This is a genomic window from Brevibacterium sp. p3-SID960, assembly GCF_025144725.1.
Lineage (GTDB): Bacteria > Actinomycetota > Actinomycetes > Actinomycetales > Brevibacteriaceae > Brevibacterium.
The window spans coordinates 37,430-58,204 of record NZ_JALXKS010000006.1; the positions used below are offsets into that span (position 1 = coordinate 37,430).

Here is a 20,775-nt window from a genome sequence, read left to right on the forward strand (position 1 = left end):
CTGACTTCTCAACGAATGCCACACTAGCACCGCGATCGGCGGTTTCAAGTGAATGGACCGCAAACGACAGGAGACCTGCGGCTGAGAGACCAGCCCCGCAGGCTGCGCCTCAGCTGCTGCGGGCGTAGAGGCCGATCATCTCCCACTGGCGGGTGTAGCGGTTGAAAGCGCGGATGGCGCCCTCGGTGTCGTCGGTGTCGAGGCAGTCGATCCAGTCGGTGACGTGTGCAGCGCCGGTGTCCGGCCACAGCACCTCGCTCATACCGCCGAGGTCGAGTTCGAGCATCGCGTTCATATCGAAGTCGTCGAGCCAGTCGCCGAATGCCTCAGTCGATTCGACGACGGCGCGCAGCCGGGACTTCTCGTCCATCACGTCGTGGGCCCATTCGACGCGGGCGGCGGCGGTGACGATCGGGGTGCGGATGCGGATCCGGAAGCTGCCGTCGTCGGTGTCGGTGCTGATGACGCGGTCGTTACCCGGATCGATCGCCAGCCACCACACCGGCGAGACGTCCCACGCCGAGGTGCGCGTGAACACGCGGGTGTCCGGGTCGTCCTGCATCCATTCGACCCGGTGGCTGGCTGCCCGGCGGCGGGCGGCCTTGGGCACGAACATGTCGAGCTCGGTGCGCGGATGGGCTTCCATGAGCGCATCGAGGGCGTGCCAGGAGCGGATGTCGTCCTGGACGGGGCAGACGCGGTCGAAGCTGTCGCCGGTCTCCGCGCCGGTGAGGAACAGCGGGGTGCCGCGGTAGGAGTCGGCGACGGGGTCCGGGGGCAGGCTGATGAGCCGATCGTCGGCGTCCTCGGCGACGAGTCGCTCGATGGTCTCCCGGTTCGCGCTGACGGGGTAGTCGGCGAATTCCTCGTGCACGACCAGCGGCTCGAATACCCGCAGGGAGATGACATAGCTGCGCTCGTAACCCATGTGCTCACTCTATCGTTCACTCCCGGTTCGCCTCCGCCTCGGGCGCGGGCTTTTCTGGACTCATTCGCCTTTTGCCCGGGACTGTCTCATACTGGTGTCCAGTATTCCCGCGCTCGCCTGAGGCGACATGACACCTCTGTGGCGGCGGGGTAGGATTCGAAGCACAGACAACCGGAGAATCCCGGGGCCGACAGCCAGCAGCCCTGGGTCTGACCAGGAGGGGGTCGACGCCTGTGGGTCGCGGCCGCGCAAAGGCGAAGCAGATCAAGGTTGCCCGTAAGCTGAAGTACTACAGCCCGGAGACGGACCTGAGTGCGCTCCAGCGAGAGCTCGGGGGTGCGTCGACGTCTGATGACTCCGATGACTACGCGGACTACGATGATCCGGATTACTCCGATTATGCCGATAAGTACGCTGACGATGAGGACAGCGACGACCGCTCCCGCTGAGCGCTGATTGCGTCAGGGCCCTGCCGACAGGCGGGGCCCTTCGCCGTTCCCGAGGCGGTGGCCTCCTCAGTCGAGCAGGATCGCCGCACCCCCGTCGACACCCTTGGCACCCTGCACGTAGTACGGGTCAGAGGCATGGGTGCCGTCGTCGTCGCTGACGTCGCCGAGCAGCCAGGAGCCGGGCAGCGCGGCGAGCACCGCCTCGGCGGCGGCCGGGTCGACGGCGAGCACCATTCCGACACCGAGGTTCCAGGTGCGTTCGCGGTCGGCCTGCGGGACCTGGCCGAGGTCGCCGAGGACGTCGAAGACGGCCGGAATCTCCCAGCTGGACCGGTGCATGCGCGCCAGCGTGCCGGGTGGGATGACGCGGGCGACGTTGGCGGACAGACCGCCGCCGGTGATGTGCGACATCGCGTGGACGGTGCCGGGCCGGGCGTCGAGGATCGCTGCGAGGTCACCGGAGTACACGCGGGTGGGCGTGAGGATCTCCTCGCCGAGGGTGCGGGAGAACTCGGGCACCTCACGGTCGAGGGCCCAGCCGGCGTCGGCGATGATGCGGCGCACGAGCGAGTAGCCGTTGGAGTGCAGGCCGGAGGCCGGCAGCCCGATGAGCACATCGCCGGTGTTGACGCGCTCGGGCCCCAGCAGGTCATCGGCTTCCACAGCGCCGGTGGCAGCACCGGCGACATCGTATTCGTCGACGCCGAGCAGGCCGGGGTGCTCGGCGGTCTCGCCGCCGACGAGCGCGACGCCGGCTGCCGAGCAGGCCTCGGCGATGCCGCGGACGATGTCGGCGATGCGTTCGGGCACGACCCTGCCGCAGGCGATGTAGTCGGTCATGAACAGCGGGCGGGCACCGCAGACGATGATGTCGTCGACGACCATGCCGACGAGGTCGTAGCCGATGGTGTCGTGGATGTCGAGGGCCTGGGCGATCGCGACCTTGGTGCCGACGCCGTCGGTGGAGGTGGCGAGGTAGGGCCGGCGGTAGTCCTTGAGCCAGGTGACGTCGAACAGGCCGGCGAAGCCGCCGAAGCCGCCGACGACCCGGTCGTTGTGGGTGGCGGCGACTGCGGACTTCATCAGCTCAACGGCCCGATCACCGGCCTCGACGTCGACGCCGGCGGAGGCGTAGGTGGTGGCTTCGGGGCTCTGGTGGTCCTGAGTCATCAGCATCCTCTTTCAGCTGCCGCAGTGACGGGCACGGTAATGGGGTAGTCGCCGGAGAAGCAGGCGGTGCACAGTTCGGCTTCGCGCTGCTGAGTGGCGGCGATCATGCCGTCGAGGGAGATGTAGCCCAGCGAGTCGGCGCCGAGGGACTGGCAGATCTCGTCGGTGTTGAGGCCGTTGGCGATGAGCTCGGCGCGGGTGGCGAAGTCGATGCCGTAGAAGCACGGCCATTTGACCGGCGGGGAGGAGATCCGGATGTGGATCTCCTTCGCCCCTGCCTCGCGCAGCATCCGCACAAGGGCCCGCTGAGTGTTGCCGCGCACGATCGAGTCGTCGACGACGACGAGCCGGCGGCCGGCGATGTTCTCCTTGAGCGGGTTGAGCTTGAGCCGGATGCCGAGCTGGCGCAGCGTCTGGGATGGTTGGATGAAGGTACGGCCGACGTAGGCGTTCTTCATCAGCCCCTGCCCGAAGGGGATGCCGGATTCCTCGGCGTAGCCGACGGCGGCCGGGGTGCCCGATTCGGGTGTGGCGATGACGAGGTCTGCGTCGACGGGGTATTCGCGGGCGAGCCGGCGGCCCATCTCGGTGCGGGCGGCGTGCACGGTCTTGCCGTTGAGCACGCTGTCGGGCCGGGCGAGATAGACGTATTCGAAGACGCAGCGGGCCTGTTCGGGTTCGGCCCACCGGTAGGAGCGCAGGCCGTCCTCGTCGATGGCGATGAGCTCGCCGGGTTCGATCTCGCGGACGAAGGAGGCGCCGACGATGTCGAGGGCTGCGGTCTCGCTGGCGACGACCCAGCCGCGCTCGAGGCGGCCGAGAGCCAGCGGGCGCACGCCGTGGCGGTCGCGGGCGGCATACAGGGTGTGCTCGTCCATGAAGACGAGGGAGAAGGCGCCGTCGAGTCTGGGCATGAGCTCCCGGGCGGCGGCGGTGAGGTTCTCGGCCGCCGACGAGGCGAGCAGCTCGGTGACAAGCGACGTGTCGTTCGAGGAGTCGCGCCCGGACCGGGTGCGGGCCGGTTTCTGGGTGGCGGCCTTGACCGTCTCGTCACGGGCGGCGGCCTTCTCATCGGCCATTTCCTGCAGGTCGGCGAAGTTCGTCAGGTTGCCGTTGTGAGCCAGTGCGACGGTGCCGAACGGGGTGGGCCCGAGAGTGGGCTGGGCGTTCTCCCAGGACGAGACCCCGGTGGTGGAGTAGCGGGTGTGGCCGACGGCGATGTGGCCGGGCAGGGTGTCGAGGTCGCTTTCGTCGAAGACCTGGGAGACCAGTCCCATATCGCGGTAGATGAGGATCTGCTTGCCGTTGCTGGCGGCGATGCCGGCCGATTCCTGGCCGCGGTGTTGGAGGGCGTAGAGGCCGAAGTAGGTGAGCTTGGCGACCTCCTCGCCGGGGGCCCAGACGCCGAAGACACCGCATTCGTCCTGCGGGCCCTGGTCGGCGAGGTCGAAATCGTCGCTGGAGGCTGCGTTCACGCGTGTCACGCCGCTATTCTCTCACATCCGTCTCCCCCGCCCGGCCGGGTTCGGAGGGCTGTTCGGCAGCGGTCTCGACCTCGGGCGCCTCGACCTCGACCGCCTCGGTGTCGGCTGCCTCGGGTGCGGGGTCATGTGCGCCGGGCACAGTGTAGGTGCGGGCACGGCGCAGGCTGATGCGGTCGAGGATGAGGGCGGCGACGGCGCCGAGGAAGCCGCCGATGGTGCCGACGAAGACCATGAGCATCCACGTCGCCGAGGCCTGGGTCACCTCGATCTCGACGCCGGCCGTGTCGACGGGCAGGAAGGACAGGATGCCGCCTGCGATCATGCCGAGGATGACGCCGAGGATGATGAACGCCGAGTACTTGGGGCTGCGGCGGACCGAGACGTCGATCGTGTCGTCGTTCATGGGCTCCCTTGGTTGCCGTGGTGGCAGGCGGCGGCCTGCTGGTGTGCGCCCAACAGTCTAGTTCACCGGTCCCGCGTGCCGCGATTGCCGGTCGTGCCCGCGCGATGAGCCCGATGCCGATGCCGCGTTCGTCGAAGAGCCGGCGGGCCAGCGGGCTGAGCACGAGGATATAGACCAGCGGGCTGAGCACGGCGACGACGACGCGCTTGTCGCTGACGGCCACCGCCGGCAGATCGGCCGGTCGGTGAAGGTCAGATCTTCATGACGACGGTCTTCGTCTGCGTGTACTCATCGAAGGCCTCGATCGACTTCTCGCGCCCGTACCCGGACTTCTTGAAACCGCCGAAAGGCAGTTCGACGCCGCCGCCGGCGCCGTAGGTGTTGACGAACACCTGGCCGGCTTCGATCTCCGCGGCCATCCGGTGAGCGCGTGAGAGGTTCTGCGTCCACACGGCTGAGACGAGGCCGTAGTCGGTGCCGTTGGCCTCGGCGATCGCCTGCTCGTCGGAGTCGAAGCTGCGGGAGACGACGACGGGCCCGAACACCTCCTCCTGCCAGATCTCGGAGTCGGCCTCGACATCGGCGACGATCGTCGGGGCGAAGAAGGCGCCCTCCGTGCCGGAAGAGCCTTCCGTACCCGAGGTGCTGATCGCCTCGGCTGCGGCGCCGCCGGTGAAGATCTCACCGGAGTCGAGACGCTCGAGGAACCCGGTCACCCGCTCGAACTGCTTGCGGGAGACGAGCGGGCCGAGCATCGGGTCGTCGAGTCCGGGCCCGATCGTCACCTCGCGCATCGCAGCGCTCATCTTCTCCAGCACCTCGTCGCGCACGTCGGTGTGGACGAGCAGCCGGGAACCGGCCGAGCAGGTCTGGCCGGCGTTCTGGATGATCGAGCGGACCAGGGAGGGCACGGCTGCGTCGATGTCGGCATCGGCGAAGACGATGTTGGCCGACTTCCCGCCGAGCTCGAGGACGGTCGGGATGACCCGGTCGGCTGCCGCCCGGGCGATGATCGAGCCGGTGCCGGTCGAGCCGACGAAGCCGAGGTGGGCGACCTCGGGGTGCTGGGCGAGTGCCGCACCGGCCTCCCGGCCGAGTCCGGTGACGACGTTGAAGGCGCCGGTGGGGAAGCCAGCCTGGTCGAGGATCTCGGCTAAGCGCACGGTGGTGCGCGGGGTTTCGTCTGCCGGTTTGGCCACCGCGCAGTTGCCGGTGGCCAGCGAGGTGGCTGCCGCCCGGCCGACGAGCTGGAGGGGGTAGTTCCAGGCGACGATGTGGCCGGTGACGCCGTAGGGTTCGCGGCGGGTGTAGACGTGCATGTCCTCGCCGAGCGGGATGGTGTGGCCGTAGTAGGCCTCGATGGTGTGGCCGTAGAACTCGAAGTAGCGGGCGCACACATCGACGTCAGCATAGGCCTGGGACAGCGGTTTGCCGGTGTCTTCGCTTTCGAGCCGGGCGAGGTTCTCACGGTCTGCGCGGATGAGTTCGGCTGCTGCCACGAGCAGGCGGGCGCGCTCCTGGGGTGCGGTGCGACCCCAGGACTGCTGGGCTCTGCCGGCGGCGATGACGGCCTGGTCGACTTCGTCGAAGCCGCCCCGGGCGATCTGCCCGATCGTCTGGTTCGTCGCCGGGTCAATGTTGTCGTAGGTTGTCAGCGAGGGCACGTGACGGCCGCCGATGAAGGACGTGATCTGCGCAGGAGTTGAGGCCATGTCCTGAGCCTAAGCCCCCGCACCCGAGGTGTCAGCCCGCCGGCCGCATCCCGGACGCCCGGCCTTCCTCAGTCGACATCGAAGGCGGTGGCCCAGCCGGTGCCCGGCAGGTTTTCGAACACGAGGTTCGTCTGGGTGCGCGTGATGGCCGGGTGGCTGGCGAGGTTGTCGACGACGAAGTCGCGCAGGGCATCGGCATCAGTGGCGACGACGTGGATGATGAAGTCGTCGCTGCCGGCCATGTGGAAGACCGAGAGCACCCCCGGCCAGGTGGGGGCATCGCGGCGCAGCGCGGCGATCGCAGAGCGGTCGAGGTGGCCGATCTGGCAGGAGACCATCGCCTCCAGCGGCAGGCCGATGCGATCCTTGTCGACGGTGATGCCGAATTTCGCGATCACCCCGGCGGACACGAGCCGGCGGATGCGCAGCGCCACTGTCGATTCGGCCACGCGCAGACGACGGGCCAGCGCTCGCCCGGAGGCGCGCGCGTCGGCATCGAGCAGGCGCAGCAGCTGCCGGTCGATGGCATCGAGTTCGATATCGGCCATGTCCACCCCTTCCCACATCGCAGTGTCTGCGGCAGACTGCGATACAGTGCCCATTGTGCCGCAGTTCCTGCAGAATCGTCCGCCCATCCTGCAATTATCTGCGGCGGATGGGCAGCTTGATGCCGAAGAGGAGTTGAATGCAGGCTATGAGTGACACCACGCCCGGCGACTCCGCCGCCCACGACGCCCACCCTGACACCCTGGCCGTGCACAGTATGGCCGCCCGTGCCATCAGCGAGGGCACGCACGTTCCGACGATCGACTTGTCGACGACCTACCCGCTGCCCGAGGTGGAATCCGGCGGGGATTCCTATGAGCTGCTCACCGGCGGCGGCCGAGCCAAGGATGGGGCGACCTCGCTGGTCTATCAGCGGCTGTGGTCGCCGAACGCCTCGGACTTCGAAGAGGGCCTGGCCGCCCTCGAAGGCGCGGACTCCGCTGTCGGTTTCGCCACCGGGATGGCTGCGATCTGCGCGGTGCTTCAGCAGCGGGTGGCTGCCGGCAAGCCGCACATCGTGGCGATCCGCCCGCTCTACGGCGGCACCGACCATGTGCTGGCCACCGGGTTCCTCGGCACCCGCGTCACCTGGGCGACCCCCGACACTGTGACGGAGTCGATCGAGTCCGACACCGGTCTCGTCGTCATGGAGACCCCGGCGAACCCGACGCTCGAACTCGTCGACATCGCAGCGGTTGTCGCGGCCGCCGGTGACGTGCCGGTCATGGTCGACAACACGTTCGCCACCCCGGTCCTCCAGCAGCCGCTGACACACGGGGCTGCGTATTCGGTGCATTCGGCTACGAAGTACCTCGGCGGCCACGGGGATGCGATGGGCGGCATCGTCGCCAGCTCTGAGGAGCGCGCCCGCGAGCTGCGCGCCGTCCGCTCGCTCACCGGCGGGCTGCTGCACCCGATGGGTGCCTATATGCTCGCCCGCGGTCTGCGCACCCTGCCGATCCGCATCCGCCAGCAGCAGGACAACGCCCAGACTGTCGCTGAGGCGCTCGACGGCCATGAGGCGGTCGCCCGGGTGTTCTTCCCCGGCCTCGACGGTCAGGATCCGGCCGGACTCATCGGCTCGCAGATGTCGGGCCCCGGTGCGATGCTCGCCCTCGACATGGCTGGCGGCTACCAGGCCGCGGCGGCATTCGCCGAGCGCACCCGCCTGGCTGTGCACGCCGTCTCACTCGGCGGTGTCGACACGCTCATCCAGCACCCGGCCTCGCTGACCCACCGCCCGGTCGCCCCCGACGCCCGCCCGGCCGCCGGTGTCGTGCGCGTCTCGATCGGCCTGGAGGACCCGCGCGACATCATCGCCGACTTCACCCAGGCTCTCAGCTGAGGGACAGCTCCCGGCAGCACCTCAGCGGCCGCGCCTTTTCGGTGCGGCCGCTGCGCATATCCGCGACAGAGTCGCCAGTCATGGCGACCGGCTCTCACCTCGGTCCCCCGGTGTCCCGCGCCCGAGGTGGAGGTCGCCTCAGTCTGAGAGCTCACCGGCCGGGTGCGAGACTCGGTGCCGGCAGCCCGAACACCTGCTTCAGCGCCCGCTGGGCGGCGAACCAGCCGTTCATGCCGTGCACGCCGGGCCCCGGCGGGGTGGCTGCCGAGCACAGGTAGACGCCGGGGATGCCGAGGGAGTACGGGTCCCAGGTCAGCCTGGGCCGGGCGACCATCCGGTACAGGGACATTGCGCCTGCAGAGATGTCACCACCGGCGTAGTTCTCGTTGTGGGCGTGCATCTGGGCTGCCGGCACGCAGGCGGAGTCGACGATGACATCGCGGAAGCCGGGGGCAAAGCGCTCGATCTGGGCGGTGATGTGCTCGGTGACGTCGGCCGGGCAGCCGGCCGGCACATGCGCGTACGTCCACAGCGGCCGCAGCCCGGCGACCTCCCGGGACGGATCAGCGACCGTCGGGTCGGAGACGAGCACGACGGGACGCCGGGGCAGTCGGCCGGCGGCGACCTCCGCCTCGGCGGCGGCCATCTGCTCCCGGGTCCCGCCCAGGTGCAGGGTGCCTGCCTGGGCGAGCTCCCGGTCGCGCCACGGGACCGGCCCGGAGAGCACGAAGTCGATTTTCGCAGCGGCATCCCCATGCCCGAATCGCGTGAGTCCGCCTCTGACGCGGGCCGGCAGGCTGGCGTCCCAGATGCGGGCGGCAGTCCCGGCGGAAGTGTCGAGCAGGCAGGCGCGGGCAGGCGGCAGGTCGGCGGCGGTCTCGATGTGCACGCCCGTGCGGATCTGCCCACCGTGGGCTTTCAGGTCGGCGGCGAGCGCGGCGGTGATCGCCTGAGAGCCACCGACCGGGATCGGCCAGCCGGCCCCATGCGCCAGTGTCGCCAGCAGCATCGCCGCCGCTGCGGTCGCCGGGGAGGGCAGGGAGCCGATCGCATGGGAGGCAACACCTGCGAACAGGGCGCGGGCGGCGTCAGTGCGCAGCGGCAGATTCCAGGCAGGACTCCCCTGCTGGAACAGCCGGGCCACGAACCCGGCTGAGCGGGCGAGCGCGGCTGGGCTGCGAAGGGCGGCCGGCAGGGAGCGCTTGTCACCAAGCGAGAGCCACACGATCTCCTCACGGTGCTCAGCGAACGGGGTGAAGAACCGCTTCCAGACCGGCCCGTCGGCACCGAGGCCTGCAGCGGTCCGGTCGAGGTCGCGCCAGGCGAGTGCTGCCGGCTGGTCGTCGAGCGGCTGGGCGTAGGAGATCTCCGGCACGGCGAGCTCAACCCCGCGGGCGGCGAGGTCGAAGTCGAGCAGGAACGGGCTGGCAAGCGCCATCGGGTGCACGGCGGAGCACACGTCATGCCGCAGCGCCGAGGCCCCGGCCCGGTCGGCGGCGAGCCCGAGGTTGTGGGTGCGTGCTCCCCCGCCGATGCTCGGCTGAGCCTCAAGAACTTCGACGGTCAGGCCGGCGCGGGCGAGCGTGACGGCAGCGGCCAGGCCGTTGGGTCCGGAGCCGACGATGACGGCATCGAGTACCGGGCTGCGGCGGATGGCCGGCGGCTGGTGCATCCGCTCAGCTGCCGGCGAGTTCAGCAGCGGTGAACAGCGGCAGCTGCTGACTCAGATCGGCTCGCGTGCCCGAGGCGATCGCCGGGTCGGCGGCGCGCGCCTCTGCGAAGCTCAGTTCGCCGATCGCCAGCCGCAGCCACGTGTCCGGGTCGGTTTCGATGACATTGGGTGGGGTGCCGCGGGTGTGCTTGGGACCTGCGATGCACTGGGTGACGCCGAAAGGCGGGATGCGCACTTCGACCGTGCCGCCTGCGTGGCGGGCGGCGAGCTCTTCGAGCGTGTAGCGCACGGCCATCGCCAGGGTGGCCCGTTCGACTTCCTCTGCGCTTGTGCGGCGGGCCTGTTCCCAGCGCGCGAGTGCGGCCTTGCCTTCGGTCTGGTCGATTCTGCGGCGAATGCTCATGTCTGGTCTCCTCCGTGCATCGCATCGTACAGCCCGGCCCCGGCACGCACCTGACCGACGGCGGCTGGGGCACCGTATTCGTCGATGCCGCCGGTGATCTGCGGGGCGAGATCGCTGATGACCGGCAGCGCGGCCTCCGCGTCGACCGCCCCAGCGTGGGCGAGGAGCTCGAGTGCGACCATCGAGGTGATCCGGTTCGACCCGTCGAGGCACTTGACCGCAACCGCCCAGCCGTCGCGGGTGCCCATCACCATGACGCCTTCGGCACCGAACTTCGCGAGCACGTGGAGCCGTTCGATCGCCACCGCGTTGGGCCGGCCGTGCCCGTCGATCGCCCACGGATGCTCGACGACCGCCTCGGTCAGCAGCCGGGCCGGTTCGCTCACACCGGAAGCGATCTGCCCGATGCCCCGGGCCAGGCGGGTGAGCGGCATCGCGTGCACCGGTGCCCCGCAGCCGTCGACGCCGACGTGATCCGACGGCGCCCCGCAGTAGCGTTCGACGGCGGCGGCGACCGCCTGCTGGACGGGGCTGTCGGGAGCGAGGTAGGTCTCGGTGTCCCAGCCGTTGTGGGCGCAGGCGGCCAGGAAGGCTGCGTGCTTGCCGGAGCAGTTGTAGAACAGCCGGGAGGTCTGCTGGCCGGCCGCCCGGGTGAGGTAGCGGTAGTCCGGGTCTGCCGGGGCGACCGCCGGGCACTTGAGCGCGGTCTCATCGAGACCGGCATCGGCGAGCATCGCCTCGACGATCCTCACATGTCCCTCTTCGGACCGGTGGGAGGCGGTGGCGAGCACAGCGGCCTCTCCGGCCAGCGCGACCCCGGACTCCATGACGGCGACGGCCTGCAGCGGTTTGAGGCACGAGCGGGTGAGCACCGGCGCTTCGGGCGCACCGGCCTGCACATACACTCGGCCGTCGGGATCGACGACGACAGCGGAGCCGATGTGGCGGGATTCGATGAATCCGCTGCGCTCGATGACGGCGAGCTCAGCGGACTGGGCGGCGGTGCCGGTGGCAGGGTCAGCGGAAGCACTCATGTCCCCACTCTAAAGCCTGTCCGTCTGCGACCCGGCATGCTGACGGGCATACTAAGCTGAGGGGCATGAAGGTTCTCGTGCTGGGCTCAGGCGCCCGCGAACATGCCATCGTCGCCGGTCTGATCCGCGATCCGCAGGTCGATGCCGTCATCGCCGCCCCCGGCAATCCGGGCATCGCACTCATGTGCGACACCCGCCCGGTCGAGGCCACCGACCCGGCCGCCGTCACCGCGCTCGCCCGCGACCTCGACGCCGATCTCGTCGTCATCGGTCCCGAGGCTCCGCTCGTGGCCGGGGTCGCTGATGCGCTGCGCGAAGCCTCGCTGCCCGTCTTCGGCCCCAGCGGCGCAGCCGCCGTGCTGGAGGGTTCGAAGGCATTCGCCAAGGAGATCATGGCCGCAGCCGGTGTGCCCACCGCCGAGGCGGTCGCCGCCGCCGATGAGACCGAGGCCGCCGAGGCCCTCGACCGATTCGGTGCCCCCTACGTCGTCAAGGCCGACGGGCTGGCCGCCGGCAAGGGCGTCGTCGTCACCGAGGACCGCGACGCCGCACTCGCCCACGTCCGCTCGTGCCTGTCGGTCGCTGACCGGGTCGTCATCGAGGACTACCTCGACGGGCCCGAGGTGTCCCTGTTCGTGCTCTGCGACGGCGTCACCGCAGTGCCGCTGGAACCGGCGCAGGACTTCAAGCGGATCGGCGACGGCGACACCGGCCCGAACACCGGCGGGATGGGTGCCTACTCCCCCTTGCCCTGGGCGCCGCCTGGACTGGTCGAGGAGATCGTCACCACCGTCGCCCAGCCGGTCGTCGACGAGATGGCCCGCCGCGGCACCCCGTTCGCAGGACTCCTGTACTGCGGGCTCGCCCTGACTGCCCGCGGGCTGCGCGTCGTCGAGTTCAATGTGCGCTTCGGCGACCCGGAGACCCAGTCCGTCCTCGCCCGCCTGGAGACCCCCCTCAGCACCGCACTCATGGCCGCAGCCACCGGCACACTCGCCGAGCTGCCGTCCCTGCAGTGGTCGTCTGACGCCTCGGTCACCGTCGTCATGGCCGCTGTCGGCTACCCCGAGGCACCGGTCACCGGCGCCCCGATCACCGGCCTGACCGAGGCGGCCGCCCAGGATGGGGTGATGGTCCTGCACGCGGGCACCACCGCCTCGGGCACGGCAGGTCAGCTGGCCACCAATGGCGGGCGGGTGCTCTCCGTCGTCGCCAACGCACCCACGCTGGCCGAGGCCCGCGAGCGTGCCTACGCCGCCGCCGCGCTCATCAGCTTCGACGGCCAGCAGCAGCGCAGCGACATCGCCGCCGCCGCGGCCGCCGGCCAGATCACGATCCCATCCACCACCGACTAGCACCACCGACTGAGGAGGTTTGCCATGAGCACCGACGCACCGCAGAGCCTGCCGGGCTGGCAGCTCGTGTACTCCGGCAAGGTCCGCGACATCTATGTGCCCGCCGACGGCCCGGCCGAGCTGGCCGAAGCCGAACGGGTGCTGCTCGTGGCCAGCGACCGGATCTCCGCATACGACTTCGTGCTCGACACCCCGATCCCGGGCAAGGGCGCGGTGCTGACCGGCCTGAGCCTGTGGTGGTTCGACCAACTCTCCGAGGTGATCGGCAACCACGTCACCTCCACCGACGTGCCCGAGGCGGTGGCCGGGCGGGCGATGGTGTGCCGGCCGCTGGAGATGTTCCCCGTCGAATGCGTCGCCCGCGGATACCTGACCGGTTCGGGCCGGGCGGATTACGAGCGCACCGGCTCGGTGTGCGGGGTCGCGCTGCCCGCTGGGCTGCGCGAGGCCGACAAGCTGACACCGGCGATCTTCACCCCCGCCACCAAGGCCGAGCTGGGCGAGCATGATGAGAACATCAGCTTCGACAAGACCGTCGAACTGCTCGGTGAGGACGACGCCGAGCTGCTGCGCGACGTCACCTTGCGCATCTACACCCGCGCTGAGGAGATCGCCCGCGAACGCGGGATCATCCTGGCCGATACGAAGTTCGAGTTCGGCCGCGATGCCGACGGCCGGGTGCTGCTGGCCGACGAGGTGCTGACCCCGGACTCATCCCGGTTCTGGGACGCCGAGGCGTACGTGCCCGGGCGGGCGCAGGCGAGCTTCGACAAGCAGTTCGTGCGCGACTGGCTGACCGGTCCGGAGTCCGGCTGGGACAAGGACTCCGGCCAGCAGCCGCCGGCTCTGCCCGCCGAGATCGTCGCCAGAACCCGGCAGCGCTACATCGAGGCCTTCGAGCGCATCACAGGCCAGGAGTTCCCCGGCTGACCTTCCGCAGCCTCGCCCGGACCTCCGCAGCCTCGCCCGGGCCTCTGCAGCCGGGCGCGGCTCATTCCGGGGTGCGCATCCATTCGCGCTGGCCGTGGGTGAGCATCCGCAGATCCGTATCGGAGTCGAATGTCGCGCCCAGCGCGCCGGCGAACAGCCCGAGTGCCGCTGACAGCCAGGCGAGTTCGACGTAGTCGTCCCAGGTGGCCTGTGAGCCGAGCACATCGGACATGAACTGTATGTCGATGACGACGAGCGAGGACAGCAGGATGAGGATGAAGAGGATCGCGTAGAGCAGCGCAACCCCGACGAGCAGGGTGACGACGGTCGAGAGGTTGTACAGCACGGTGACTGCGGCGAGGGTCTCGCGTTTGGGCTTGTCCCACAGCCGGTGCCCGAAGATCAGCCAGCCGACCACGAGGACGATCGACAGCAGCCCGATGAACAGCAGCCGGGTCGTCGACAGGTAGTCGGCCATCTGCCAGATCGACTGGTAGAAGATGCCGAAGGCGCCGGTGGCCGCAGCGGCGGCGAGCGCGCCGGAGAGCTTCGGCACGGCGTTCCATGGCTCATTGGACATGATCATGCCCAGCGCCATCCGCGGGCCGCCGGTGATGGTGTGGGCGTGGAGCAGGTAGACCTGCTCCTCAGCCTCGTAGCGCCAGGAGTTCCACCGGTAGTCCGGCCCCGTGTCACGCGCCGGGTCCCCGCCGAGCATATGGACGACCGTGCTTGTGAGCGTCGTGATGAGCCGCCGGCGGCGCGCCCACGCACCGAAGGCCGGCAGGGACACGACGCCGATCGAGGGGCCGGTGAACACCTCGGCGACGAGCGGGTGCCCGCGGGTGTGGCGGGGGATCTCGGTGAGGAAGATCGTCGCATGCGCCGGTTCGGTGCGTTCGGCGAGCTCTTCGGCGACGTCCATGTCGAGTTCGTACTCCGGTGTCAGCCGCAGCGCTGCCGCACGCACATCGACACGCACCTCCCCGCCGAGCACTTCGCTGAGCCGGGCTGCGAGATCCTCCCGGATCGCCTCGGCGCGCCGGGCCGGACCGCCCGGATCGGCGAGCAGCAGGACACGGTCGAAGCTCGTCGGCAGCGCTGGTGCATCGGCCATCGGCGCATTCCACCCTTCGGGTCGGCAGGAGGCGGGCGTGGAGCATGCGGTTCGGCGGCGCATCGGCTGCCGGGTGGCCAGGCTACCAGAGCACGCCGGGGGCTGGTCGCGCTGTTAGGATGAGACTGCTGAACAGACGGCTGCCGGTCAGCCGCGCACATCGCATAAGGGAGAACGTGGACATGGCACGTGTCGTCGTCGAGGTCATGCCGAAGCCGGAGATCCTCGATCCGCAGGGCAAGGCGATCAGCTCGGGCCTGACCCGGCTGGGGTTCGACGGGTTCACCGATGTCCGGCAGGGCAAGCGCTTCGAGCTCACCGTCGAGGGCGAGGTCACCGATGCGGTGCTGACCGAGGTGCGCGATGCGGCTGAGAAGCTGCTGTCGAATCCCGTCATCGAGAACGTCGTCTCCGTGCGTGCCGAGGAGGACTCCGGCACCGAGGCAGGTGCCCGGTGACCGACCGCAGCGCCTACACTGCCGGCGGCCCGCTCATCGGCGCCCCTGCCTCGTCTGCGGCGACCCCCGGCGCTGTCGGCGCTCGGGTCGGCGTCGTCACCTTCCCCGGCACCCTCGACGACCGGGATGCTGCACGCGCCGTCACCCTGGCCGGGGCCGAGGCGGTGCGTCTGTGGCATGCCGATGAGTCCCTGTCCGGCGTCGATGCGGTGATCCTGCCCGGCGGATTCTCCTACGGCGACTACCTGCGCTGCGGGGCGATCGCCCGGTTCGCCCCGATCATGGATGCCGTCATCGCAGCAGCCAAGGGCGGGATGCCGGTGCTCGGCATCTGCAACGGCTTCCAGGTGCTGTGTGAGGCCCATCTGCTGCCCGGCGCGCTCGTGCGCAACGACTCCCAGCAGTTTGTGTGCCGGGACCAGAAGCTGCGCATCGAGAACGCTGAGACGGCCTGGACCTCGGATTTCACCGCCGGTCAGGAGATCGTCATCCCGCTCAAGAACGGCGAAGGCGGCTATATGGCTGATGACGCCGCTCTCGACATGCTCGAAGCTGAGGGCCGGGTTGTGGCCCGCTACCTGGAGGTCAACCCGAACGGCTCACGCAACGACATCGCCGGCATCACCGATGCGAGCGGCCGGATCGTCGGACTCATGCCCCACCCCGAACACGCCGTCGAGGCCGGCTATGGCCCGGACACCGCCACCGGGATGCGCACCGGACTCGACGGCCAGGGCTTCTTCACCTCGGTCATCTCCGCACTCGTCAACGCCTGAGGCCGCACTGCGGCGGTCTGCCTGCCGAGCCGGCACCGGAGCGCTAGAGTTGTGAGCATGACTGAAACGCTGCAGGATCTCGTCAACCGTGCCGTGTTCCTCTCCGCGGAGATGCAGGCCGCCTTCGGCCGCCGGATCGCCGAGGCCGACTGGGAAGTCGACTTCGCCGCCGACCCGCCGACGCTGCGCTTCACCGGCGAGCAGCCGCTGGACGTGCGCGCCCACATGCTCGGCAGCGAATCGCAGCAGACCGCCACCTGGCATTGGGGCTGGGACAACATCAACGACTTCCCCGCCCCGGTCGTCGACCTCTCCCATGCGGTGCGCAAGTACGGTGCCGCCCATGAGCTGACCGAGTTCACCACCGAGGAGATCGATCTGAGTGAGGAGCTCGCCCTGCGCCTGACGCTGGCGGCCAAGACGATCACCGGCCGGTGGGCGCATTACCCGGTCGATGCCGGCGGCGGCTCGGTCGTGTGGCTGCTCGTCGAGCATCCGGAGCTCACGCTCGGTCAGCCTGCGATCCGCGACCTCGTCCGCTCACTGGCCCAGGGCCTGACCGAGACCGAGGTGACCGACCACCGGGCTGCGCTCATCGCCTACGCCGAGCAGCGCGGTTTCCCGCTGGCGGAGCTGGAGGGCACCGACCTGCGCATTCTCGCCGCCGACGGCAGCGCCGATGTCACCTTCGATGAGCAGAACCGCATCACCAACTGCGCCCTGCACCAGCCACTCGAGGGCGAGGCCGCCGAGCAGTTCGCCGGCCATGGGTCGACACCAGCCAGCACGCCTGCCCCAGCAGCCGAGGAGCCGATCCCCGCCCCGGCTCCGGAGCCCGCGCCCGAGCCGGTCAAGCCCGAGTCTGCCCCGGCACCTGCCGAACCGGTCGCCGAACCGACCCCGGAACCAGAACCGGCACCGGAGCCTGCCGCGCCGGCCCCGGCAACCGAGGAGCCCGTCCCCGAACCGGCCCCTGCTTCCACGCCGGAGAAGAAGGAGAGGCCGAAGAAGAAGGGCTTCTTCAAGAAGCTCTTCGGCGGCTGACGACCGCTCCTGGGTGAAGGTCGCACGACGTTGCGGTGGACTCCGTCAGCTGCCGTTGAGTCCGGCCAGTCGATGGGGGGTCTGTGAGAGTCAGCCCAGCCGTTGAGCGGTGACACCTATGGGACATCTGGCGTACCTGGCCGCCGTCCTCCTGGCACTCCTCGGTCTGATCGTGCTGTTCACCGACGGCTCCGCTCCGGCCGCTCTGGGGCTCATCGTCGTCTTCGTGACGATCGCCCTCTGGCAGCGCTCACGCAATCAGCGCATCGAAGGCCGCCGACCATGAGCTCACCGCGCACCTTCAGCCACAACGGTCTGCTGAGCGCAGGCCTGCTCGTCATGACCGGGCTGCTGCTCGTGCGCGAGTTCGTGCCCGAGGGCCCGATCGCCTGGATCTCGCTGGTTGCCGGGGTCATCGCCCTGGCCTTCATCATCTCGGCTTGTGTGCGCGCCGCTCGGCCCTCGGCCCGAACGCTGACGACACTCCTGTCTTTGGGCCCAGGGACGGGCCCTGAGGCCCACGCGCTCCTCACCCCTGCCGCTTTAAGCTGAAGGCACCCCTCACCCCCCTCCGGCAGGCAGGAGCCTCCCCGTGAATCCCCGCGCCACGCACGTGCGCGCCGATGTTCGAGAACGCGGCGCGGCCACCATCGAATACGCCGGCATTGCCGTCGTCATCGCCATCATCATCGCCGGGCTCGTCGCGGTGCCCTGGCAGTCGACGCTGGCCTCCGGCTTCTCATCCACGCTGTGCAAGGTGTTCTCGAAGACCGCCTCGGCACCTGCGCCGCTGCACAGCACTACCACCGTTGCGGGCACAGCCACCGCTGCGGGCACAGCCACGACTGCCGTTGCCGCAGGACACGCGGCCGTCACCGCGGGATGCTCTTCTGCCCCTGAGGATCCCGATGACGCCCTCGCCCTCGGCGACGACGCCCCCGACGCTGAGCCCCGGCCCGACACCGCACCCGGCCCTGAGACGCAGCGACCTAAGGGTCTACCGCGTGATGCGAAGCCCACCGACCAGTCCGTCAAGGGCCACGACGGGCCGTTCTACATCGATGACGACAAGCAGATGTACGACGGGGACGGCAATGCGATCCCCAACACCAATCCGAAGGACCGCCCATCCTACGACACGGGCCAGGTCGAGCAGGTGTGGGAGAACTCCCGCAACCAGCAGATCGAGGACTACGACGACGGCATCCTCGAAGACATCCACAACAACCCACCGCCGCACGCCCCGAAGAAGGACTCGATGTGGGTGCTCGACAAACACGGCGAATGGCGTGAGATCACGTGGAAGCCCGGTGACAGCCGCCGCGGTGTCTGGGACATGGGGCATCTGCCGGGGCATGAGTACCGCAAGCTGCACCAGCGCTACGTCAACGGCGAGATCACCCGCGAGGAGTTCCTCGCCGAGTACCGCGACCCTGACAACTACCGGGTCGAGGATCCCGGCCGCAACCGCTCCGGCCAGGACGAGGACCCCTGATGAGCCTCAGCCCGCGTCGGCGAGGAACTCGGCGAGCACCTGCCGCTTGTCCGGCACCCGCTCGCAGGTGCCGTGCAGCCACTGCCCGATCGTCTTGTCCCGGCTCTCATTCACCGGCAGCGAAAGGTCGAGCCGCGGGGAGGAGAAGAACGCCTGATACAGGCTGCGCCGGTCTTCGTCATCATCGGCGCGGGTCTTCGCCGCCAGGTGCATCACGAGTTCGCCGCGCCGCTCCCGGAAGTTGACGTCGGCACCGGCGTCGATGAGGCGCTGGGCCAGTTCCCCGTCTCCGGCGCCGAGGCGCTGGTGGGCTCCCAGCAGCACCGACAGTGTCGATTGGCCCTCCTGCACGGCGGCGGCATCGGCACCGTCGGCGATGAGCTGGCCCGCGATCGCGGCACGCGCGTCCTCATCGCGGTTGGTCAGGGCAGCGAACAGCAGGTCGGCGTCGGCGGATCCGGTGTAGGCGGCGGCGAAGGACTGCGCGTCGCCGGTGGCCGCCAGCTGTCTCAGTGATGTCATGCGAGGTCTCACAGTTCTCGGGGAGGGGAGGGAACACCACTCACTGTACCGAAGGCCCGGCCATCGGGCCCCGCTGTTAGCCTGAAGTTCACGCTCACCGATTCCTGAGGAGGCAAGATGACCGAGTTCATCCGCCACGCCGGGGCCTGTCTCGTCACAACGAACGCCTACACCGGTCGCGGGCAGATCCGCTGGGCGCACCGGGAGACGTCGAAGGACCCGGCCGACAACGGCTGGCGGATCCTCAGCGCGATAGACGAATCGGACTACCTGTCGGATCCGGCGAACTGGAAGATCGCCGACTTCAACGAACTGTGTGAGATCGAACCGGCGCTCATCGAGATCTGGAACCTGCCGGTCGGCAGCGAGCTGCGCCTCGACGTGTCCGCCGATCGCGGCCGGCAGTGGATCGACGCCGAGACCGACACCCCGATCAGCCGGAGCTGACACCGAATATCTGGCCGATGCCGTAGGTCACTGCCATCGCCAGCGCACCGCCGATGAGCATCCGCACGACAGCCCGCCACACTTGCCGAGCTTCGCTGAGAGCCAGCCGGTCAGGCCGAGGGCGGCAAGCACCGCGATGAAAGCGGTGATGATCCGCCATTCCGGCGGCGGCAGCAGCACGGCAAGCACCGGCAGCAGGGCGCCGATCGTGAATGAGATCGACGAGGCGATGGCCGCAGCCCAAGGGTTCGTCAGCTCATCGGGGTCGATGCCGAGCTCAGCATCGAGGTGCGCTCCGAGCGCATCATGGGCGTGCAGCTCGGTGACGACCTGACGGGCGGTCGCCTCGCTCAGACCCCGCTGCCGGCAGATGCTGGCGAGTTCGTCGAACTCCTCATCCGGCTCATGTTCGAGCTCCCACTTCTCCAAACGGATGAGTGCCTGTTCGGAGTCGCGCTGACTGGCCACCGAAACATACTCGCCGACCGCCATCGAGGCAGCACCGGCGACCAGGCCAGCGGCACCGGCGAGGAAGATCGCGCCGGTGTTGGCCGGGTCTGCTGGAACCTACTGTGCGGCCGGGACCGCAGCCTTTGCCTCGGGCGCGGCGCACTCACCGCAGTACGGGTGCCGGCCGGCATCGGTGCAGTCCTGGCAGCGCAGGAACTGCTTCCGGCAGGACTCATCGGCGCAGTTGACGAACAGCGGGGTCGGCTCATCGCACTCCCGGCAGCGGCCCAGCGACTCGGCCCCGGAGCCGAACTCCATGTGCATGCGCTTGTCGAAGACGTACAGCGAACCGTCCCACAGCCCGGAGTTGCCGAAGGTCTCGCCGTAGCGGACGATGCCGCCGTCGAGCTGGTAGACCTCTTCGAAGCCGCGGTTCTTCATGAGCACGGTGAGCACCTCGCAGCGGATCCCGCCGGTGCAGTAGGTGACGATCGGCTTGTCCTTGAGGTCGTCGTACTTGCCGGATTCGATCTCGGCGATGAAGTCACGGGTGGTGTCCGTGTTCGGGATGACCGCGTCTTTGAACCGGCCGATCTCCGCCTCCATCGCGTTGCGGCCGTCGAAGAAGACGACGTCGTCGCCGCGTTCGTCGACGAGCTTGTGCAGCTGCCCGGGCTTCAGATGCGCTCCCCCGCCCTGCACGCCGTCCTCGGTGACCGTGACCTCGTCGGGGTTGCCGAAGGTGACGAGTTCCGGGCGGACCTTGACGCTCAGGCGCGGGAAGTCATCGCCGGTGCCGGTCGACCACTTGATATCGGCCTTGCGGAAGGGCGCGTAGCTCTTCGTCGTGCGCACGTACTGCTTGACGTCGTGGATCTCCCCGCCGACGGTGGCGTTGATGCCGTCAGCGGAGATGATGATGCGGCCCTTGAGGTTGTGGCGCTCGCACAGCGCGTGCTGCCACAGGCGCACCGCCTCGGGGTCGGCCAGCGGGGTGAAGACGTAGAACAGGACGATCTTGGATACGGACATAGC

At 69.3% G+C, this 20,775-nt stretch carries 24 protein-coding genes; 11 read left to right on the forward strand and 13 right to left on the reverse strand.

Translation table 11 applies throughout. The annotated features are described in order from the left end of the window. Positions 1–109 precede the first annotated feature (109 nt). Complete coding sequence (locus tag M3B11_RS03130; RefSeq protein ID WP_259875331.1) at positions 110–928, reverse strand: hypothetical protein; 819 nt, start codon at positions 926–928, stop codon at positions 110–112. 233 nt (positions 929–1,161) lie between these two features. On the opposite strand from M3B11_RS03130, the gene M3B11_RS03135 reads away from it, so the two are divergent. Then, positions 1,162–1,377: a DUF3073 domain-containing protein gene (locus M3B11_RS03135; RefSeq protein WP_165883742.1), complete on the forward strand. Its 216-nt coding sequence runs from the start codon at positions 1,162–1,164 to the stop codon at positions 1,375–1,377. 66 nt (positions 1,378–1,443) lie between these two features. Here the strand turns inward: M3B11_RS03135 and purM are convergent, their stop codons facing one another. The 5 genes from purM to M3B11_RS03160 all read right to left on the reverse strand — a co-directional run bounded on the left by purM (position 1,444) and on the right by M3B11_RS03160 (position 6,694). Beyond that, positions 1,444–2,547, reverse strand: coding sequence for a phosphoribosylformylglycinamidine cyclo-ligase (gene purM, locus M3B11_RS03140; RefSeq protein ID WP_259875332.1), 1,104 nt, complete (start codon positions 2,545–2,547; stop codon positions 1,444–1,446). Continuing rightward, positions 2,547–4,031 carry an amidophosphoribosyltransferase gene (gene purF / locus M3B11_RS03145; protein WP_259875333.1) on the reverse strand — a complete coding sequence of 495 codons (1,485 nt, stop codon included), beginning with the start codon at positions 4,029–4,031 and terminating at the stop codon, positions 2,547–2,549. The genes purM and purF overlap by 1 nt, the downstream gene beginning before the upstream one ends. Before the next feature lie 4 nt (positions 4,032–4,035). Continuing rightward, positions 4,036–4,434: a hypothetical protein gene (locus M3B11_RS03150; protein WP_259875334.1), complete on the reverse strand. Its 399-nt coding sequence runs from the start codon at positions 4,432–4,434 to the stop codon at positions 4,036–4,038. A gap of 251 nt (positions 4,435–4,685) precedes the next feature. Then, entirely contained in the window at positions 4,686–6,146 is a 1,461-nt protein-coding gene (locus M3B11_RS03155) for an aldehyde dehydrogenase family protein (protein WP_259875335.1), read from the reverse strand. A gap of 68 nt (positions 6,147–6,214) precedes the next feature. Then, on the reverse strand, positions 6,215–6,694 hold the full coding sequence (locus tag M3B11_RS03160; RefSeq protein WP_217006175.1) for an Lrp/AsnC family transcriptional regulator: 480 nt from the start codon (positions 6,692–6,694) through the stop codon (positions 6,215–6,217). Positions 6,695–6,840: 146 nt separating this feature from the next. Between M3B11_RS03160 and M3B11_RS03165 the strand changes: the two genes are divergently transcribed. Continuing rightward, a complete protein-coding gene (locus M3B11_RS03165; protein WP_259875336.1) occupies positions 6,841–8,037 on the forward strand; it encodes a PLP-dependent aspartate aminotransferase family protein in 1,197 nt (398 codons plus the stop codon). Between the two features lie 151 nt (positions 8,038–8,188). Here the strand turns inward: M3B11_RS03165 and M3B11_RS03170 are convergent, their stop codons facing one another. Genes M3B11_RS03170 through M3B11_RS03180 form a run of 3 tightly spaced genes read right to left on the reverse strand, consistent with a single transcriptional unit; the run spans position 8,189 to position 11,146 of the window. Then, positions 8,189–9,709 (reverse strand): NAD(P)/FAD-dependent oxidoreductase, encoded by a 1,521-nt coding sequence (locus M3B11_RS03170; RefSeq protein ID WP_259875337.1) that lies wholly within the window; start codon positions 9,707–9,709, stop codon positions 8,189–8,191. Between the two features lie 4 nt (positions 9,710–9,713). Then, on the reverse strand, positions 9,714–10,112 hold the full coding sequence (locus tag M3B11_RS03175; protein WP_102162098.1) for a sterol carrier family protein: 399 nt from the start codon (positions 10,110–10,112) through the stop codon (positions 9,714–9,716). Continuing rightward, positions 10,109–11,146, reverse strand: a complete 1,038-nt coding sequence (locus M3B11_RS03180; RefSeq protein WP_259875338.1) for an asparaginase — start codon at positions 11,144–11,146, stop codon at positions 10,109–10,111. Before M3B11_RS03180 ends, M3B11_RS03175 begins: the two co-directional genes overlap by 4 nt. A 65-nt stretch (positions 11,147–11,211) precedes the next feature. Here M3B11_RS03180 and purD point away from each other — a divergent pair, with 65 nt between their 5' ends. After that, on the forward strand, positions 11,212–12,501 hold the full coding sequence (gene purD, locus M3B11_RS03185; protein WP_259875339.1) for a phosphoribosylamine--glycine ligase: 1,290 nt from the start codon (positions 11,212–11,214) through the stop codon (positions 12,499–12,501). Between the two features lie 24 nt (positions 12,502–12,525). Then, positions 12,526–13,431 (forward strand): phosphoribosylaminoimidazolesuccinocarboxamide synthase, encoded by a 906-nt coding sequence (locus tag M3B11_RS03190; protein WP_259875340.1) that lies wholly within the window; start codon positions 12,526–12,528, stop codon positions 13,429–13,431. Between the two features lie 61 nt (positions 13,432–13,492). On the opposite strand, the gene M3B11_RS03195 is transcribed toward M3B11_RS03190, so the two are convergent. Beyond that, entirely contained in the window at positions 13,493–14,548 is a 1,056-nt protein-coding gene (locus tag M3B11_RS03195; protein ID WP_259875341.1) for a hypothetical protein, read from the reverse strand. 182 nt (positions 14,549–14,730) lie between these two features. Here M3B11_RS03195 and purS point away from each other — a divergent pair, with 182 nt between their 5' ends. From purS to M3B11_RS03225, 6 genes are all read left to right on the forward strand, one after another. After that, positions 14,731–15,006: a phosphoribosylformylglycinamidine synthase subunit PurS gene (gene purS, locus M3B11_RS03200; RefSeq protein ID WP_259875375.1), complete on the forward strand. Its 276-nt coding sequence runs from the start codon at positions 14,731–14,733 to the stop codon at positions 15,004–15,006. A 35-nt stretch (positions 15,007–15,041) separates the two neighbouring features. Beyond that, complete coding sequence (gene purQ, locus M3B11_RS03205) at positions 15,042–15,782, forward strand: phosphoribosylformylglycinamidine synthase subunit PurQ (RefSeq protein ID WP_259875376.1); 741 nt, start codon at positions 15,042–15,044, stop codon at positions 15,780–15,782. Positions 15,783–15,839: 57 nt separating this feature from the next. Continuing rightward, a complete protein-coding gene (locus M3B11_RS03210; RefSeq protein ID WP_259875342.1) occupies positions 15,840–16,826 on the forward strand; it encodes a DUF6882 domain-containing protein in 987 nt (328 codons plus the stop codon). Between the two features lie 118 nt (positions 16,827–16,944). After that, positions 16,945–17,112, forward strand: a complete 168-nt coding sequence (locus M3B11_RS03215) for a hypothetical protein (protein ID WP_259875343.1) — start codon at positions 16,945–16,947, stop codon at positions 17,110–17,112. Next, on the forward strand, positions 17,109–17,378 hold the full coding sequence (locus tag M3B11_RS03220) for a hypothetical protein (protein WP_259875344.1): 270 nt from the start codon (positions 17,109–17,111) through the stop codon (positions 17,376–17,378). Before M3B11_RS03215 ends, M3B11_RS03220 begins: the two co-directional genes overlap by 4 nt. Before the next feature lie 40 nt (positions 17,379–17,418). After that, positions 17,419–18,321 (forward strand): HNH/ENDO VII family nuclease, encoded by a 903-nt coding sequence (locus tag M3B11_RS03225; protein ID WP_259875345.1) that lies wholly within the window; start codon positions 17,419–17,421, stop codon positions 18,319–18,321. A 6-nt stretch (positions 18,322–18,327) separates the two neighbouring features. On the opposite strand, the gene M3B11_RS03230 is transcribed toward M3B11_RS03225, so the two are convergent. Then, positions 18,328–18,843 (reverse strand): hypothetical protein, encoded by a 516-nt coding sequence (locus M3B11_RS03230; RefSeq protein ID WP_259875346.1) that lies wholly within the window; start codon positions 18,841–18,843, stop codon positions 18,328–18,330. Between the two features lie 117 nt (positions 18,844–18,960). Between M3B11_RS03230 and M3B11_RS03235 the strand changes: the two genes are divergently transcribed. Further along, a complete protein-coding gene (locus M3B11_RS03235; protein ID WP_259875347.1) occupies positions 18,961–19,290 on the forward strand; it encodes a DUF2185 domain-containing protein in 330 nt (109 codons plus the stop codon). Between the two features lie 27 nt (positions 19,291–19,317). Here M3B11_RS03235 and M3B11_RS03240 read toward each other — a convergent pair whose 3' ends face one another. Next, positions 19,318–19,782 (reverse strand): VIT1/CCC1 transporter family protein, encoded by a 465-nt coding sequence (locus M3B11_RS03240; RefSeq protein ID WP_311197711.1) that lies wholly within the window; start codon positions 19,780–19,782, stop codon positions 19,318–19,320. Between the two features lie 75 nt (positions 19,783–19,857). Beyond that, entirely contained in the window at positions 19,858–20,772 is a 915-nt protein-coding gene (locus M3B11_RS03245) for a rhodanese-related sulfurtransferase (protein WP_259875348.1), read from the reverse strand. Between the last annotated feature and the right edge of the window lie 3 nt (positions 20,773–20,775).